Below are 16,372 nucleotides of genomic sequence, written 5' to 3'. Positions count from 1 at the left end.
GCCCGTACCGCACAGCGCCTGCTGGCCATGGCCGCGGCGATCTGGCACAACTGGGAGACCAACGCCCCCGTCAAGCGGTCCCTGATCGCCTACGACCACTGAAGACATCGGACTCAATCATCTAGGGTGCCCATCTGGCGCTGGGCGCGGCTGTGCCGGTGGTGCACGGCGGTGGCCAGGTCGTCCAATCCGCTCCAGAATCCGTCCCAGCCGGTGCTGCGCAGGCCGGGGACGGTGGCGGGGTCGACGGGTTCGTCGTGGGAGTGGAAGCCCACCGGGATGGCGGCTTCCAGGGCGGAGCGCAGCGGGCGCAGGTTGTCGGGCAGGCGGTCGGCGGTCAGGCCGGTACGGACCGCGGTCATGCCGCATCCGATGTCGACCCCGACAGCGGCCGGGCTGACCGCGTCGCGCATGGCGATGACGGAGCCGACCGTGGCGCCCTTGCCGTAGTGGACGTCGGGCATGACGGCCAGCCCGTGTATCCAGGGCATGCGGGTGACGTTCTGGAGCTGGTCTATGGCGGCGGGGTCGACCTGTGCGGGGTCGGCCCACATGCGGATGGGGACGCGTGCCCCGGGGACTTCGGTGTGCGTCATGGGGCCACCTCCCGTTTCCGTCGAGCCCCTGGACGCGGTGTGCGCCCAGGGGCCATCAAGCCAGACGGGGTCGGGGGCAGGCAACCGGGTTTTCCCGGCCAAGGTGGGCCGGGCGCTTGGGCTGCGCTCCGGTCAGCCGCCGATCGCGGACATGGGTCGGGCCGGCTGTAGGAAGCTGGGGTCGTTGATGCCGTGGCCGGGGAGTTTGGTGGCGACGGCGGCCTTCCAGCGCTCTGCGATCTCCTCGTCGGTGGCGCCCTCGCGCAGCGGGGAGCGCAGGTCGGATTCCTCGCGCGCGAAGAGGCAGTTGCGGATCTGGCCGTCGGCGGTGAGCCGGACCCGGTCGCAGGCGCCGCAGAAGGGGCGGGTGACCGAGCCGATGACACCGACGGTGGCGGGCTTGCCGTTGGGGAAGGTGGCACCTCGGACATAGAAGAGTTCGGCCGGGGCGCTACCGCGGGTCTCGGCGTCGGCGGGCTCGAGGTCGAATTCGGCTTCGAGTTTCTGGAGGATCTCGTCGGCGGTGATCATGGTGTCGCGGCGCCAGCCGTGCTGGGCGTCCAAGGGCATCTGTTCGATGAACCGGAGTTCGTAGCCGCGCTCCAGGCAGTAGCGGAGGAGTGCGGGTGCCTCGTGGTCGTTCATGTCGCGCATGAGCACGGTGTTGATCTTCACGGGCGTGAGTCCGGCCTCCGCGGCGGCGGCGATGCCCTCGAGGGTGTCGTCGAGGCGGCGGCGTCGGGCGAGTTTCTCGAACACCACGGGGTCGAGGGTGTCCAGTGAGACGTTGACCCGGTCGAGTCCGGCTTCGGCGAGGGCGGGCGCCATCCGGGTGAGCCCGATCGCGTTGGTGGTGAGTGCGGTGTGCGGCCGGGGCGTGAGTTCGGTGCTGCCCGCGATGATGCCGGGCAGACCTCTCCGGAGCAGGGGTTCGCCGCCGGTGAAGCGGATCTCGTCGATCCCGAGGCGGGTGGTTCCGATACGGATCAGGCGGAGGAGTTCGTCGTCGGTGAGCAGTTCCGGCTTGGGCAGCCACTCCAACCCTTCAGGTGGCATGCAGTACGTGCACCTGAGGTTGCAGCGGTCGGTGAGCGACACGCGCAGGTCTGTAGCCACGCGGCCGTAGGAGTCGGCCAGCACGGGCGTCACCCCTCTCCAGTCTGAATTGCCGAGTAGACAGTACACAAAGTACGCCCACTCGAGGGATACCCACTCTTAAGCGTAGAAGATCCAGATTCACGGTGAGTAGCCTTGATCACACCTTTTGGTGTATTTCGTTAGGGAATACGAGAAATCCCTTGTGCGCCTGGGCGTTGAACCAAGACCGCGCCGACGATCGTTATCCAGGCGATGCACGCGCTCGGGGTGCGTGACACGCTCCGCTCATGCCCCGTGGGTCTCCCCCGCTCCCCACTCCCCGCTCCCAAGGTCACGTGCTCGCCGTGTCCGCGGTGGCGCGGCGGCCACCGTCCGCCCCGCGAGCGATGTTCTAAGGTGACCGGGCCAGCGGCGACCACCCGATCGTCGCAGACGCACACAACGGCGAGGAGGCAGGACACGGTGATCAGCACACGTGAGTGGGGCCTGGCAGGAGGCCCCGACGGGTCCGGGAAGCTGGCGGCCCGGGCCTGGGCGCCCACCGAAGGCGAACCGACCTGGCTGGCCGTGCTGGTGCACGGCTACGGGGAGCACCTCGGCCGCTACCACCAGGTCGCCGCGGACCTGTGCGCGGCGGGCGCGGTGGTCTACGGCGCCGACCACCGAGGACACGGCCAGTCCTCCGGTGAGCGGGTGCTCATCGACGACTACGCGGGCGTGGTCGAGGACGTGCACCGCGTCGTCACCCAGGCCCGGACCGCCTACCGGAGCCTCCCCCTGGTCCTGATCGGCCACTCCATGGGCGGCCTGATCGCCACCCGCTACGCCCAGGTCCACCCGGGGGCCGTGCAGGCACTGGCCCTGTCCGGGCCGGTTCTGGGCCGTTGGACGGCGCTGGAGCAGATCTCCGCCGCCGAGCAGATCCCCGACGCCCCCATCGACCCCGCGACCCTCTCGCGCGACCCGTCCGTCGGCGAGGCGTACGTGGCCGACGAACTGGTCTGGCACGGCCCCTTCAAGCGCCCCACCGTCAACGCCCTGCTCACCGAGCTGGAGCGGGGCAACGCTTCGGGCGGTCTCGGTTCCCTGCCACTGCTGTGGGTGCACGGGCACGAGGACAAGCTCGTCCCAGTGACCGACACCAAGATCGGTATCGAGGCGGTGGCGGGCGAGGACCTGACCGTGCGGATCTTCCCCGGGGCCCGGCACGAGGTGTTCAACGAAACCAATCGCGACGAGGTGATCGCCGAGGTCGTCCGCTTCGCCCGGCGGTTCGCCCTCTGACCGAGGCCTCCGGCACGTGACTGCCAGCAGGTTGTCGGCAACCGCTGGCCGCCGCGCGCGGCCCCCTCAGACGTAAAGCTGCCCGCGCGGTGGTGCGGGGTGAGCGAGGGTCTCGCCGTAGGCCGCGGCCAACCGCTCCACCGCGTCGGCCAGCACGTCCGGCGGCCGGGTGTAGGCCAGGCGCAGATAGCGCTCCAGTGTGCCGTCGGCACCGAACACCGGCCCGGCCGCCGGGTGCACGCCGTGACGGACCGCGGCGGTCGCCAACGAGGTCGCCACGGGCTGGGGCAGGGACGCCCACAGGACGAGCCCTCCGCCGGGCACGCTGGGCCGCCAGTCGGGCAGCCGGTCGCGCAGGACGTTGAGCAGCGCGTCCCGGTTGCGGCGCAGCTGGCGGCTGCGTTCGGCGCGGATCCGCAGCACGTCGGCGAGGAGGTGGGTCGCGATGAGCTGGTCGTGTACCGAACCCGCCAGATCGAAGCGCTGGCGCACCGCCATGAGCCGGGAGACCATCGGCGGGGTGGTGCGCACCCAGCCGACCCGCAGACCGCCCCACAGCAGCTTCGCCACCGAACCCACGGTCATCACCCGTCCGTCGGTGTCGTGCGCGGCTACCGGCGTGGGCAGGTCCCCGGAATCGATGGCCAGCTCGGCGGCGGACTCGTCGATGATCATGTGGGCGCCGGCGCGGCGGGCCTCGCGGACCAGGACCCGCCGCTCGTCGTCGTGCATGAGCGCGCCGGTCGGGTTGTGGAAGTCCGGGATCATGTACGCCAGGGCCGGTTTCCACTGGCGGAAGGCGTCCACCAAGTACTCCATGTCCCAGCCCTGCGGGGTCACCCCCGTGGTGCGGATCCGCGCGCCGTTGCGGCGGGCGGCGTCCAAACCGTGCGGGTAGGTGGGTGACTCCAGCAGGACCTCGTCACCCTGCTGGACCAGGAGTTCCATGGCCAAGGTGATGCCCTGTTGGGCTCCGTTGGTGACGAAGATCTGTTCGGGGGTGGTGGGCAGCCCGCGCTCGACGTAGCGGCGGGCGATGGCGTGGCGCAGTTCGGGCAGGCCGTAGGGGTAGTAGCCCATGCCGCCCACGTGCGCGGCGAGCTGTTCAGAGGCGTGGAACGAGGCCTCGCGCAGCCCCTCGATCGCCGGGGGCGCGGCCACGCCGAGGTCGATGTGCTCGGCGGCGGGGGCGAACGGGGAGGGGTCGCGGGTACCGGAGTCCGGCAGGACGGTCCAGCTGCCCGCGCCCTGCCTGCTGTCGAGGAAGCTGTTGTCGCGCAGCCAGGCGTAGGCGGCGGTGACGGTGTTGCGGCTGACTCCCAGGGCGGTGGCGAGGTCGCGTTCGGCGGGCAGCCGGGTGTGCGTGGGGACGCGCCCGTCCAGAACGAGCCCGCTCACGGAGCGCGCGATCGCGAGGTAGTAGGGGCGTTCGACGGGTGCCTCGCCGATCAGCCGGGCGAGCAGGCGTCCGTTGATCCGCCGTGTTCCGCCGCCGGTTCCGGGCCGGTCGCTGCGCTGCCTCGCCATGTGATGTGCACCTCGATAGGGACGGATTCAGGCCAGTTGTCGGGATTGGCTCTTCTCTCCCGACGACCTTTGGTCCACGATACCGATGTGGCCCCCCATGTGGCTTGTCATCCAACCACCCCATGAATTTTCTGGGCCACCCGAGCCAACGCCATCCGAGAAGCGAGAGCCGAGAAAGAGGTCACCGGTGTCCGAGCAGTCCCCGCGCAACGGGTTCCCAGCCCTGGCCCACACCCTGGTCCAGCGCATCCTGATCACGCCGGTCCTGCCGCGCCCCCGGCTGCGCCGACTCGTCCAGCTCTACTTCGGCCTGTACCTGTACGGCCTCAGCGGCGCCCTGCTCATCCGCTCCGACCTGGGTGCGATGCCCTGGGACGTCCTGCACCAAGGGCTGTCGTTGCAGACGGGACTGTCGATCGGCACGTGGAGCGTACTCGTGGGCGCCCTGCTGATGCTGCTGTGGATCCCGCTGCGCCAGAAGGCCGGACTGGGCACCCTGAGCAACGTGATCGTGGTGGGGGTGTCCGTGGACCTGTCCCTGTGGCTGCTGCCCGCCACCGACTCCCTGCCGCTCCGGGTGCTGCTGCTGGTCCTAGGCGTACTGGTGTGCGCGATCGCCACCGGCTGCTACATCGGGGTGGGGCTGGGCCCGGGGCCGCGCGACGGGCTGATGACCGGCCTGGCCGGACGCGGGCTGTCGATCCGGCTGGCGCGCACCCTCATCGAGGTGACCGTGGCGCTGTCCGGGTTCCTCCTTGGTGGAACGGTCGGCGTGGGCACCTTGGTGTTCATGGTGGCGATCGGGCCCCTGGCCCAGGTGTTCCTGCCGCTGATGCGGATGCCCGAGCAGGCACCGGAAAACCGCGCGCCGTCCGGCCGTTAGCCGGGCGCGGTGCATCGCGCCCCGCCCACGGGCCGCCTGCTGTGTCGTTCACGGGGCGTCTGCGCTGCCACCCGCGGGCCATCCGGTTATGGGAGGCCCGCGGCGGAACTTGATCACCGCGCCATAACTTCTGCCGAACAGAACTCCCCATTCCCTGACATACCTCGCAGCACATTCCGATGCACGTGCATATGCGGGTAGCCAGGCGCCCGTGGAGCGTGGAAGATAGGCACCGCGGTAAACGGCAAGGCCCGGGTTCGGGCGCTTTCCTCGACCGTTCTTTTCGGCTGCCCGCACCTGGGCACATAACCGGGTACAGAGCAGCGGTCGGCCCGGGAGCGATATGACCGAACGGCGCCCCGACCAGGAGGCGGGTCGGGTGGCAGACCCCGACAGACCCCGACGGGGCGCGCACACGGGCGTGCGCGGCGGTTCGCGAGGGTGCGACGCACCCCGTGCCAACGGGGCGACTCGCGCTACCGCGACGACGTATACAGATGTGATGGGGGTGAGCCGCGTGCCCGGTTGGATTGAAGACTACGCAATGATCGGCGACATGCAGACCGCCGCGCTGGTCGGGCGTGACGGTTCCATCGACTGGGCGTGCCTGCCCGATTTCGACTCCTCCGCCTGTTTCTCCGCGCTGCTCGGCGACGAACAGAACGGCTGCTGGACCCTGCGCCCCGCCGACGGCGAACCGAAGGCGGACCGGCGCCGGTACCGGGGCGAAACCCTCGTCCTGGAACAGGAATGGGACACCGACACCGGTTCGGTGCGGGTCATCGACTTCATGCCGCCCCGCGGCGGCGCCCCCCACATCGTGCGGATCGTGGAGGGGCTGCGCGGTTCGGTGCGGATGAGCACCGCGATGCGCATCCGGTTCGACTACGGCCACGTCGTCCCCTGGGTGCACCGCTCCGGCGCCGAACTGGTGGCCATCGCCGGCCCCGACGCGATCTGGCTGAGCACCCCCGTGGTCCTCCAGGGCCACAACTTCACCCACGACGCCACCTTCAACGTCACCGAGGGCCAGCGCGTGCCCTTCGTGATGACCTGGCACCCCTCCCAGGTGGAGGAGTCCGAGCACCTGGACGCGGAGAAGGCCCTCTCGCGCACCGAGCGCTTCTGGGAGAAGTGGGTGGAGCAGTGCACCTACGACGGCCCCTACCGCGACGCGGTCGTGCGCTCCCTCATCACGTTGAAGGGCCTCACCTACCGGCCCACCGGCGGGATCGTCGCCGCCCCGACCACGTCCCTGCCCGAGGAGATCGGCGGGGTCCGCAACTGGGACTACCGGTACTGCTGGCTGCGCGACGCGACCATCACGCTGGAGGCGCTGATCCGCTCCGGGTACACCGACGAGGCGCAGGCCTGGCGCGAGTGGCTGGTCCGCGCCGTCGCGGGTGAGCCCCAGCTGATGCAGATCATGTACGGCATCCGGGGCGAGCGGCGCCTCACCGAGTGGGAGGCCGACTGGCTGCCCGGATACGAGGGGTCGAGCCCGGTCCGGGTCGGCAACGCCGCAGTGGGCCAGTACCAACTGGACGTGTACGGCGAGGTCATGGACGTGCTGCACCTGGCCCGCCGCTCGGGTATCAGGGGCGGCGACTACCTGTGGGGGCTCCAGCGGTCCCTGGTGAACTACCTGGAGTGGTGCTGGGACGAGCCGGACGAGGGCCTGTGGGAGGTGCGCGGCCCCCGCCAGCACTTCGTGCACTCCAAGGTCATGGCCTGGGTGGCCGCCGACCGCGCCGTGCGCAGCATCGAGGAGTTCGGCAAGGAGGGCCCCATAGAGCGGTGGACGGCCCTGCGCGACACCATCCACGCCGAGGTGTGCGAGTACGGCTACGACCCGCAGCGCAACACCTTCACCCAGTACTACGGCAGCAAGGAGCTGGACGCCGCGCTGCTGCTCATCCCCGAGGTCGGCTTCCTCCCCTACGACGACCCCCGCGTGATCGGCACCATCGAGGCGGTCCGCAAGGACCTGATGGTGGACGGTTTCGTGCTGCGTTACCGCACGGACCTGGAGAACTCCGCCGACCAGCTGCCCGGCGACGAAGGCGCCTTCCTGGCGTGCAGTTTCTGGATGGCCAACGCCCTGCTGTCCATCGGCCGACAGGACGAGGCCAGGGAACTGTTCGAACGGCTGCTGGCCCTGCGCAACGACGTCGGGCTGCTCGCCGAGGAGTGGGACCCCCGCGACGGCCGCCAGGTGGGCAACTTCCCCCAGGCCTTCAGCCACGTGCCCCTGGTGACCACGGCGCTCAACCTCGCCGACCGGCAGGGCGGCTGGCGCGCCGAGTAACCGAAGAGCAGCGTGACCGAGCACCCCTCCCAGCGACTTCTCCTCCCACCACGAACGCCCCGCGCATGTGCGCGGGGCGTTCGCCGTGTCGGGCCGCTGAGGCGGGGCCGCGGTCAGTCAGCGGTCAAGGTGGGCTCGGACCAGACGGGGAAGACCTCGGTCCCGCTGAGCTCGACATCCAAGCGCATGCGCAGCACGTCGCTGACATCTGCCTGGACCTCGATGGTCTCCCCCAGGCCAAGGGTCTCGGTGACGACGGCGTCGCCCTCGACGTAGACGGTGAAGGTGACGCTCTCGTCGGACCGTGAGTTGTCGTCCAGGCCGATGGTGGCGGTGAAGGTGTCCCACGAACGGCTGAGGTTGTACTCGGCCCAGGCCGTATCGCACGCTCCCCCGCAGCTGTCGGCCGCGAGCAGTACCCGGTTGTGGACCTCACCGTTCAACTCGGCACGGTCGGGTTCCCAGATCCCGTAGTTGGTTTCGACCGGGTCCAGCTGGGTGAGCAGGCGCTCGCCCTCGTCTGACGGGTCGGCCGAGGGGTCCTCCGAGGGACCTTCGGTGGGGTCCGCGGAGGGGTCGTCCTCGGACCCGGTGGGGGTGGGAGTGGGGGTCGGCGAGGGTTCGAGCTCTTCCGTGGGCTCGGGGGCGTTCTCGGTGGCCGCGTCGGCGGCCTCCACCGGTTCGTCGGATTCGGAGAAAGCCGGGATGACCCGGTCGATGACCAGGTAGGTGGCGCCGCTGCCGACCAGCATGAACACGACCGCGAGGATCGCCATCCCCACCATCAGGGGCTTGCGTGAGCGGCGCTCGGGCCTGTCGGTGGCGGCTTCGGTGGGCGGCGGGGCGGGCTGTGACGCGAAGGCCGCGGTGGTGTTGGGGCCGTTGTTGCCGCCCGGCCCGCCGGGAGCGGGGCCGCTGTGCACGGAACCGGGGGGCATCGGGCCGCCCGGGGGCGGCACCGGACCGCTCTGCGGCGGCCCACCGTGCGGGGGACCGCTCGGAGGACGGGGCCCGCCCTGCCCGGGGCCGCCGGGTACCGGCCCGCCCGGGGCCGGTCCGCTGTAGGCGGCGCCCTGGGGAGGCGGTCCGGTGGGGCGGGGCTGCTGACCCCCGGGCCCGTACGGGGGCCCTCCTCCGGGCGGCTGCCCCGGACCGGAGGCGCCACCGGGGTACGGGGCGCTGCCCGGGGCGGACGGCCCGCCCACGGGCGCACTCGGCGGTGCGGACGGCGGACCGGACTGGGGCCCGGGCTCCGTCTGCTCCCGCGGATCCGGCTGTTCCTGCGGTTCCGGGGCCTGGCTGCTGGGGCTACCGCGCATCCCGCCGACGGGCCGCTTGGACATGTCCTCGACCCCCGGCTCGGAAGCGGAGTCGGGGTCGGTGTCGGCGTCGGGGTCGACGGCGGGGTCGACGGCGGGTCCGCTCTCCGGAGCGGGCCCGGAGAAGCGCTTACCTTGGGGCGGAGCGTCCGGCCCCGTCACCTCGGGCTCCGCGGAACCCTCACCCAGCCGCGTCCCGTCGGTCACCGTGTCCGCGTCCGGGCTTCCCGGGGCGGCCCCGGAAACAGCCTCAGGCGCGGGCTCGGATGCGGGATCGGGCTCCTTGCCCTCCGGGCTCACCGCGGCGGCGGCCGCCAGTGCTCCCCCGGCCAGCGCTCCACCCGCCAGCGCCCCGGCCGCGTCACCGGGTTCCCCGGGACCCGTGGGGCCGCCCGGGTCCGCTGTCGGACCGGTCCAGGGCACCGAGGTAGCCAGCGAGCGCAGGGCCCGGACCCACTCCGAGGTCTCCGGACGCTCCGAGGGGTCGGCGGAGAACATGCTCATGACGATCTCGCGCTGCCGGTCCCCCGCCGCCATCAGTAGCGGCAGTCCGGCCATCCGCTCCCTCAACTGCTCCGGCGCGGGCGGCGGGTCCTCCCCGGTCAGGGAGAAGAAGGCGATCGCCCCGAAGGCGTACCGGTCGGTGGCGGGCGAGTACTCCCCGTTGAAGATCTCCGGTGCCGCGTAGCCCGGGGTGAACCACGGGCGGGCGGTCATGTGCCGGGCCGCGATACGGCTCAGCCCGAAGTCCACCAGGGTGGCCTGGCCCTCTTCGCTGATCATGATGTTGCCGGGCGACAGGTCGCCGTGCACCACCACACGCTTGGAGGGGGTGGCACGCCCGGAGTGGAGCATGTCCAGCACCTGGGCGACCTGTTCCAGGTAGCGCAGCACCTCGCGTTGCCCGCGCGGAGCCTGTACGGCGTTCTCGGCGCGCCAGTCGCGCAGGTCCAAGCCTTCGACGTAGTTCATCACCAGGTACAGGGCACGCTCACCGGAGGAGTCCGGGCTCTCCGCCGGGTGCTCCGGTGCGCCCTCGAAGTGCTCGCGTACACCCACCACGCCGAGGCGGTTGATGAAGCGCAGGAGTTCGGCCTGCTCACTCCACTTGGCGCTGAGCTCGGCGAACTGCTCCTCGTTCGAGGTGACATCGGAGTTGAGGACCTTCACCACGACCGGCTCGGTCTGTCCGGCCAGGCTGACTTCGGCCAGGTAGAGCGTGGCCTCGCCGCCACGCCCCACCGACCGGACCAGTCGGTACTTGTCCGGATGGGGGTCCGGACCAACGTAGAGATTCAGGCTCACGGCTCTGTCACTCATTCCACACAGGGGGTACTTGCGCTCCGTCGGCGCTGCCAACACAGTAGCGGCAGCAGTTGTACGCTAACGCCCTGTGTGCCCGGGGGGACCGGAAACGGCCGGACGGGCACAGTGGTCACAGCCGCGGGTCGACGGTGAGAGGTGCGGGTGCCGGAAGAACGGGTCCTGGACGGCCGCTACCGACTCCTCTCCCGCCTTGGCGCGGGCGGCATGGGGGAGGTCTGGCGCGCGGTCGACGAGCTGCTGGACCGCCCGGTGGCGGTGAAGCTGATCCGGCCCGGCAGGGTGGACTCGGCCCAGGTCGTGGCCCGGTTCCGCCGTGAGGCCCGGGTGACCGCACGGTTGGCGGGGCATCCGAACGTGGTGATCCTGTACGACTTCGGCCAGGGCGCCGACGACGGGCGCGGTGCCGGGCCGGTCTTCGCCGTGATGGAGCTCGTGCCCGGCCGTCCGCTGACCTCGGTGCTCCGGGAGGACGGGCCGCTGCCGGTGGGCCGGGCCGCCGCGCTGGTGTCCCAGGCCGCCTCGGGCCTGGGTGCCGCGCACGCAGCCGGGATCGTGCACCGCGACGTGAAGCCGGGCAACCTGATGGTGGTCGAAGAGGGCACGGGTGACGGCACCCTCAAGGTCCTGGACTTCGGGATCGCGGCGTTCACCGCGGCCACCCGCAGCGAGCGCATCACCCGGACGGGGCAGGTGGTGGGCACCCCGCTGTACATGTCGCCGGAGCAGGTGCGCGGCGACCGGGTGGACCGGCCAAGCGACCTGTACTCGCTGGGCGCCATCCTCTACCAGCTACTGACCGGGGAGCCGCCGTTCCGGGACCCCAACCGCCTGGCGGTGCTGCGGATGCACCTCGGTGAGCCGCCGCCCTCGGCCGCGGCTGTGCGCCCCGACATCCCGGCGGACCTGTCCGATCTGGTCAGCGCACTCCTGGCCAAACGGCCCGAGGACCGTCCGGCCGACGCAGAGGAGGTCCGGGACCGGCTGGCCCCGTACCTGCCACCGGTGAACCCCGCCCGCGGCCCCGTGCCGGGGCTGGCCCGCACGCTTCCGTACACGGAGGAAGCGCCGCAGCGGTCCTCCTCGGGCACCGACGCGCACCCGATCCGGCTGCGGGAGCTGGTGGAGGCGGCACGCGAACGGGCGGACGCGGGCGACTACGACCGGGCCGCCGCGGAACTGCGCACCCTGTTGCCGCTCCTCGCCTCCGCCTTCGGCCCGGACCACCCCGACACCCTGCGGGCCCGCCGCCGGGAGGCGTACGCGACGGGAAAGAGCGGTGGCCACGCCCGCGCGGTACGGACCTTCGAACCGTTGGTGGCGGACCTGGTCCGCGTGTACGGGCCCCAGCACCCGGAGTCCCTGGCGGCCCGGTACTACCTGGCCACGAACGCCGGCCGGGCCACCGACCACGGGCTGGCCGCCCGGACCCACGCGGACCTGGTCCCGGACCTGGTGGCCGCGCACGGTGCGGATTCGGACAAGGTGCAGACCACGCGGCTGTACCTGGCCTTCGAGCTCGGCGAGTCCGGCGATCCGCAGCGTGCCGTGGAACTCCTGGAAAAGCTGGTCCCGGACCTGGTCCGGCTGCGCGGCGCCAACGACCCGGCCACCCTGCGCGCCCGCCACTACCAGGCTGCGTATCTGGGCCACTCCGGAAAGGTGACCGAGGCGGTCCGCCACTACGAGGCCCTGCTGGCCCACCACGAGGGATTGCACGGCACAGACGCGCCCAGCACCCGGGGTATCCGCTCCCACCTGCACCGGTGGCAACTACGCGCCCGCCACTGAGTGGGGAATCGGCTGTTTGGCCCCGTACGCCCAACGGGGAGCTCCGGGGCAGTGTGGCGGAGATCTTCGGACGGATGGTCCGAAACGGGTCTGGGTGTCCCTGTCTGGCGCTAGGGTGCTGGCCATGCCGACACGGGACCTGAACGAGATCATGGACAGCGGTTGGGCGAAGGCCCTGGAGCCGGTCGCCCCGCAGATCGCCGCTATGGGCGACTTCCTCCGCCAGGAGGTGGCCGCCGGACGCACCTACCTACCCTCCGGGGACCACGTCCTCCGCGCCTTCCAGCAGCCCTTCGAGGACGTGCGGGTCCTCATCGTGGGCCAGGACCCCTACCCGACCCCCGGCAACGCGGTCGGGCTGAGCTTCTCCGTCGCCCCGGACGTGCGGCTGCCCGCCAGTCTGCGCAACATCTACCAGGAGATGGGCGACGACCTCGGGGTACCCATGCCTTCGAACGGCGACCTCACGCCGTGGGCCCGGCAGGGTGTGCTGCTGCTCAACCGGGTGCTGACCGTCTCCCCCGGCAACGCCGGTTCGCACCGGGGCAAGGGTTGGGAAGCCGTCACCGAGCAGGCCATCCGGGCGCTGGCCGAGCGCGGCACCCCGCTCGTCGCCATCCTGTGGGGGCGCGACGCCCGCAACCTGCGGCCGATGATGCCGGGAATCCCGTGCGTGGAGTCCACGCACCCGAGCCCGTTCTCGGCGCGCAACGGCTTCTTCGGTTCCAAGCCCTTCAGCACCACCAACGAGCTGCTGGCCAACCAGGGCGCCGAACCGGTGAACTGGCAGCTGCCGTAAGGCATCACACGCTCCGTGAGCACCCCTCACCACATGCATTCATAGTCGCGAAACCCCTTCTGACGTGCGGACTCGGCCCTCCCCCCGGTGCCGGGTCCGACCGCGTTCCCCCACCCCTGTCACGTCCCCCCGGATGCGGAAGAGGCCCCGAACCGATGGCGAAACGGCTCAGCTACAGCGACGCGCTGAGGATCCTCGGCAAGAACGACTCGAAGGTGCTGGACCTCGCGGAAAAGGTGGCTGACGGAGGGTTGGGGCTGGTGGGCGTTCCCGGACTGTTCGGGGTGCGCGGGGCGCTGGTGAGCCAGGGACGTAAGGCTCTGGAGGGGTTGGGCGGCAAGCTGAGGGGCGAGAGTCGGCTGTCCCGGACGGAGAGGATCCAGGCGGCACACCAGATCCTGGTGGTCTCGACCTTCTTCGAGGCCGCGGAGGACATATTCGAGGAAGTCGCGATGCCTTTCGGGCTGAACGATCTGGAGATCACTTCGGAGGAGCAGTACTCGCTCTTGCGCGACCACTTGGTCGCGCTCCCCGGACCGCACCCATCGTTTCCGATCACGCACACCGGCAACCGGAAATCACATAGCTCGGTGGCGGTCATGCCGATGAGAGGTGCCGCTGCCTCCTTCACCGACTTCGTCTGTGCACTCGAAGTGACCGAACGGCATCGGATCACCCGGGAACATCCCCTCATGAGGCGCTTCCAGCGTGTCCTGCCCAGTAGGGCTGCCGAACGTCTGGTCGGGAACATGCGACGGTTGGGGGGCGAGGTCCCGGAGTTCGGGATGTGGCTGGACGCGAGCGAACACGAAAACACCCGGGAGGAGATCGGTACCGGCCTCGCGGAGCTACACGAACAACTATCCCGTATCGGTTCCAGACGCCCCGTCTCCCGACGAAGACAGGAACTCGCGGCCTCATACCAGGCGGTACTCAACCGACCTGTCCTGCGCTCCGATGACGTTCCTTCCGGTCTGGCGCTTCCCTCTCTCCGCCAGGCCTATATCCCGCCGCAGGGGCGAATCGCCCTGATCAATGAAAGCAGTAGTCCGGCACGCGATGACTGGTGGCTGGACTTCCCCGTCCAGGGCGACCTCCAGTCGCTCGTGGCGTCCCTGGTTACGCACCCGCGAGCCACTGAGCATCCGCTGGTCATCCTCGGCCACCCCGGTGCGGGCAAGTCCAAGTTCACCGAGATGCTCGCCGCCCAGCTGCCCGCCGAGGACTTCCTCCCCGTCCGGGTGGAGCTTCGAGCGGTCAGCCCCAACGCCCCGCTGCACACGCAGATCGAGGAAGGGCTCGCCGCCGACCTGCACACCTCGGTTTCCTGGCGGGACCTGTCCGACGACGCCGACGGTGCGCTGCCGGTGATCATCCTGGACGGCTTCGACGAACTCCTCCAGGCCACCGGGGTGGACCGCTCCGACTACCTGGAACGGGTCCAGGAGTTCCAGGAGAAGCAGGAGAACATGGGCCAGCCGGTCGCGGTGATCGTCACCAGCCGTACCCTGGTAGCCGACCGGACCCGCTTCCCGTCCCTGACCACGGTCATCCGCCTGGAGCCCTTCGACGACGGCCAGATCGAGCAAATGCTGGCCGTGTGGAACCGGGCCAACTCCGGTGCCCTCGGTGCGTCCGGGCTGAGCCCCCTCACCCCGCAGGTAGTGCTCCGTTACCGCGACCTCGCCGAGCAGCCGCTGCTCCTGCTCATGCTGCTCATCTACGACGCCCACGGCAACGCCCTACTCCAGGCCTCGGAGGCCCTCTCCCACGGCGAACTGTACGAACGGCTCCTCACGATGTTCGCCCGGCGCGAGGTGGACAAGCACCGGCCCCACCTGGGCGGCCGGGACCTGGAGCGGGCGGTCGAGGACGAGCTGCGGCGCCTGGAGGTGGCCGCGATGGCGATGTTCGCCCGGGGGCGCCAGAGCGTGCGCGCCGAGGAGCTGGACCAGGACCTGGCAGTCCTGATGCCCGAGGCCGCCGAGAGCCCGGACCACCCCGACCTGCACGGCCAGATCGCCCCCGCGCACCAGGTGCTGGGCCGGTTCTTCTTCGTCCACGAAGCACGCTCCCGGACCACCGACGGCACCAACAGCGCCTTCGACTTCCTGCACGCGACCTTCGGCGAGTACCTGGTGGCCCGTACGGTGGTCGCGGTGTTGGAGGAGCTGGCCGAGGACCGGTCCCGAGCGTCCCGGCGCCGGAGCCGGGCGGCCGCGCACCTGGACGACGGCGAGCTGTACGCGCTGGCCTCCTTCGCGGCCTACGCGGGCCGGGACAAGGTGGTGGCCTTCCTCGACGAACTCCTTGGGCGGCGCTTCGCCGTGGAGCCCGGACTGGCCGAGGAACTCGGGGAGTTGCTGCTGGATCTCTTCCGGGAGGCGCCCTTCCCCGCACCCAACCGCTCCTTCGCCGAGTACGAACCGCGGCGCCTGCCCGTCACGGAGCGCCAGGCCCGCTACACCGCGAACCTGGTCACCCTGCTGGTCCTGGTTCGGGACGAGCCCATCGAGCTGGCGGACCTCTTCCCCGACCGGCAGGACCCCTGGCAGGACTGGCGGCGCACCGTGTCCCTGTGGCGCGCCCTGCCCGCCGCCCAGTGGTTCGGGGTCCTGGACACCATGCGCCTGCGCCACCTGGGCTACTGGGAGGGCGAGACTCCCGTGACCGTGCTGGAACGCGAGCGGGGCGAGCCCTTCAACCTCGGCGAGTGCGTGGGGTTCGAACTGCGCTCGGACACCGACGGTGAACCGGCCAACATCAACCCGTACGAAGTGACGGTGCCCAGCGGGACGGTCACCGCCCGGCTGCTGCGGTCGATGGCGATGCGCGCCAACGGCACGGCCTCGCGGCTGGCCCTGATCCTCACCCCGTACCTGCGATCCGTCTCCGACGACCTGGCGACCTGGTACTCGGACCGGGAGACCAACCAGTCGTGGGTCGAGGCACACGAGGTGCTGCGGCTGCGTTTGGAGCCGATCGGCCTGGTCCCGGCGGACCGGATCGGTGAGCGGATCCGCGGTTACGAGCGGCTGCTGTCCACCTCCGGGCTGGGCCGGGTCGAGCTGACCGTTCTCCGCCAGGCACTGGAGGACCTGCACCTGTGGCCCGAGGACGGGGCAGGAAAAGATGATCTGAAGCAGGCCGTGACCGCATACCTGCGCGGCTGCGAGCGGATGGTCGAAGGGCCGCAGGTCGACCGGGTCTCCGTGCACACCCTCTTGGAGGCCTTGGAGCCGCACATCGGGATCCCCGCGTGGAAGCTCCTCGGCAAGTGGGAGGCCGCGGAGCGCGCCGCTTCGTCCACGCCCGCCACCGACCCCTCGGTCCCGGTCCGGTCGGAGCGCCTGTCCGAGGCACAGAGCGGCTCCGCCGGGCCCTGAACCGGCCCCGGTGCACGCACCAGCCTCGGGGCCAGCACCCCATACGCACTCGGCTATG

9 protein-coding genes and 2 pseudogenes are annotated in these 16,372 nt (G+C 70.9%); 7 read left to right on the top strand and 4 right to left on the bottom strand.

Annotated elements, in window-relative coordinates; genetic code table 11:
• Window positions 1-102, top strand: a pseudogene (locus ACYVDG_RS16070) (IS982 family transposase); the annotation flags it as partial.
• A gap of 20 nt (window positions 103-122) precedes the next feature.
• Here ACYVDG_RS16070 and ACYVDG_RS16065 read toward each other — a convergent pair.
• Window positions 123-596: pseudogene (locus tag ACYVDG_RS16065) on the bottom strand (RtcB family protein); the annotation flags it as partial.
• Between the two features lie 132 nt (window positions 597-728).
• Window positions 729-1,736, bottom strand: coding sequence for a GTP 3',8-cyclase MoaA (moaA, locus tag ACYVDG_RS16060; protein WP_460752487.1), 1,008 nt, complete (start codon window positions 1,734-1,736; stop codon window positions 729-731).
• A gap of 420 nt (window positions 1,737-2,156) precedes the next feature.
• Between moaA and ACYVDG_RS16055 the strand changes: the two genes are divergently transcribed.
• Complete coding sequence (locus tag ACYVDG_RS16055) at window positions 2,157-2,978, top strand: lysophospholipase (RefSeq protein ID WP_460752469.1); 822 nt, start codon at window positions 2,157-2,159, stop codon at window positions 2,976-2,978.
• A gap of 66 nt (window positions 2,979-3,044) precedes the next feature.
• Here ACYVDG_RS16055 and yczR read toward each other — a convergent pair whose 3' ends face one another.
• Complete coding sequence (gene yczR / locus ACYVDG_RS16050) at window positions 3,045-4,505, bottom strand: MocR-like transcription factor YczR (protein WP_460752466.1); 1,461 nt, start codon at window positions 4,503-4,505, stop codon at window positions 3,045-3,047.
• Between the two features lie 187 nt (window positions 4,506-4,692).
• On the opposite strand from yczR, the gene yczE reads away from it, so the two are divergent.
• Both yczE and ACYVDG_RS16040 read left to right on the top strand, forming a co-directional pair.
• Window positions 4,693-5,388 (top strand): membrane protein YczE, encoded by a 696-nt coding sequence (yczE, locus tag ACYVDG_RS16045; protein ID WP_460752463.1) that lies wholly within the window; start codon window positions 4,693-4,695, stop codon window positions 5,386-5,388.
• 502 nt (window positions 5,389-5,890) lie between these two features.
• The gene (locus ACYVDG_RS16040) at window positions 5,891-7,696 is read left to right on the top strand and encodes a glycoside hydrolase family 15 protein (protein ID WP_460752460.1); all 1,806 of its coding nucleotides are present in this window, start codon (window positions 5,891-5,893) and stop codon (window positions 7,694-7,696) included.
• A 113-nt stretch (window positions 7,697-7,809) separates the two neighbouring features.
• Here ACYVDG_RS16040 and ACYVDG_RS16035 read toward each other — a convergent pair whose 3' ends face one another.
• Window positions 7,810-10,320, bottom strand: coding sequence for a protein kinase domain-containing protein (locus tag ACYVDG_RS16035; protein WP_460752457.1), 2,511 nt, complete (start codon window positions 10,318-10,320; stop codon window positions 7,810-7,812).
• A gap of 162 nt (window positions 10,321-10,482) precedes the next feature.
• Here ACYVDG_RS16035 and ACYVDG_RS16030 point away from each other — a divergent pair, with 162 nt between their 5' ends.
• From ACYVDG_RS16030 to ACYVDG_RS16020, 3 genes are all read left to right on the top strand, one after another.
• Window positions 10,483-12,129: a serine/threonine-protein kinase gene (locus ACYVDG_RS16030; RefSeq protein WP_460752454.1), complete on the top strand. Its 1,647-nt coding sequence runs from the start codon at window positions 10,483-10,485 to the stop codon at window positions 12,127-12,129.
• Between the two features lie 124 nt (window positions 12,130-12,253).
• Window positions 12,254-12,928 carry a uracil-DNA glycosylase gene (locus tag ACYVDG_RS16025; protein ID WP_460752451.1) on the top strand — a complete coding sequence of 225 codons (675 nt, stop codon included), beginning with the start codon at window positions 12,254-12,256 and terminating at the stop codon, window positions 12,926-12,928.
• 155 nt (window positions 12,929-13,083) lie between these two features.
• Window positions 13,084-16,314, top strand: coding sequence for an NACHT domain-containing protein (locus ACYVDG_RS16020; RefSeq protein ID WP_460752448.1), 3,231 nt, complete (start codon window positions 13,084-13,086; stop codon window positions 16,312-16,314).
• Window positions 16,315-16,372: the final 58 nt, after the last annotated feature.

Source organism: Nocardiopsis oceani, from assembly GCF_054777395.1.
The sequence above is the reverse complement of the archived record's forward strand: the minus strand, read 5'-3'. Positions and strand labels throughout refer to the sequence as shown.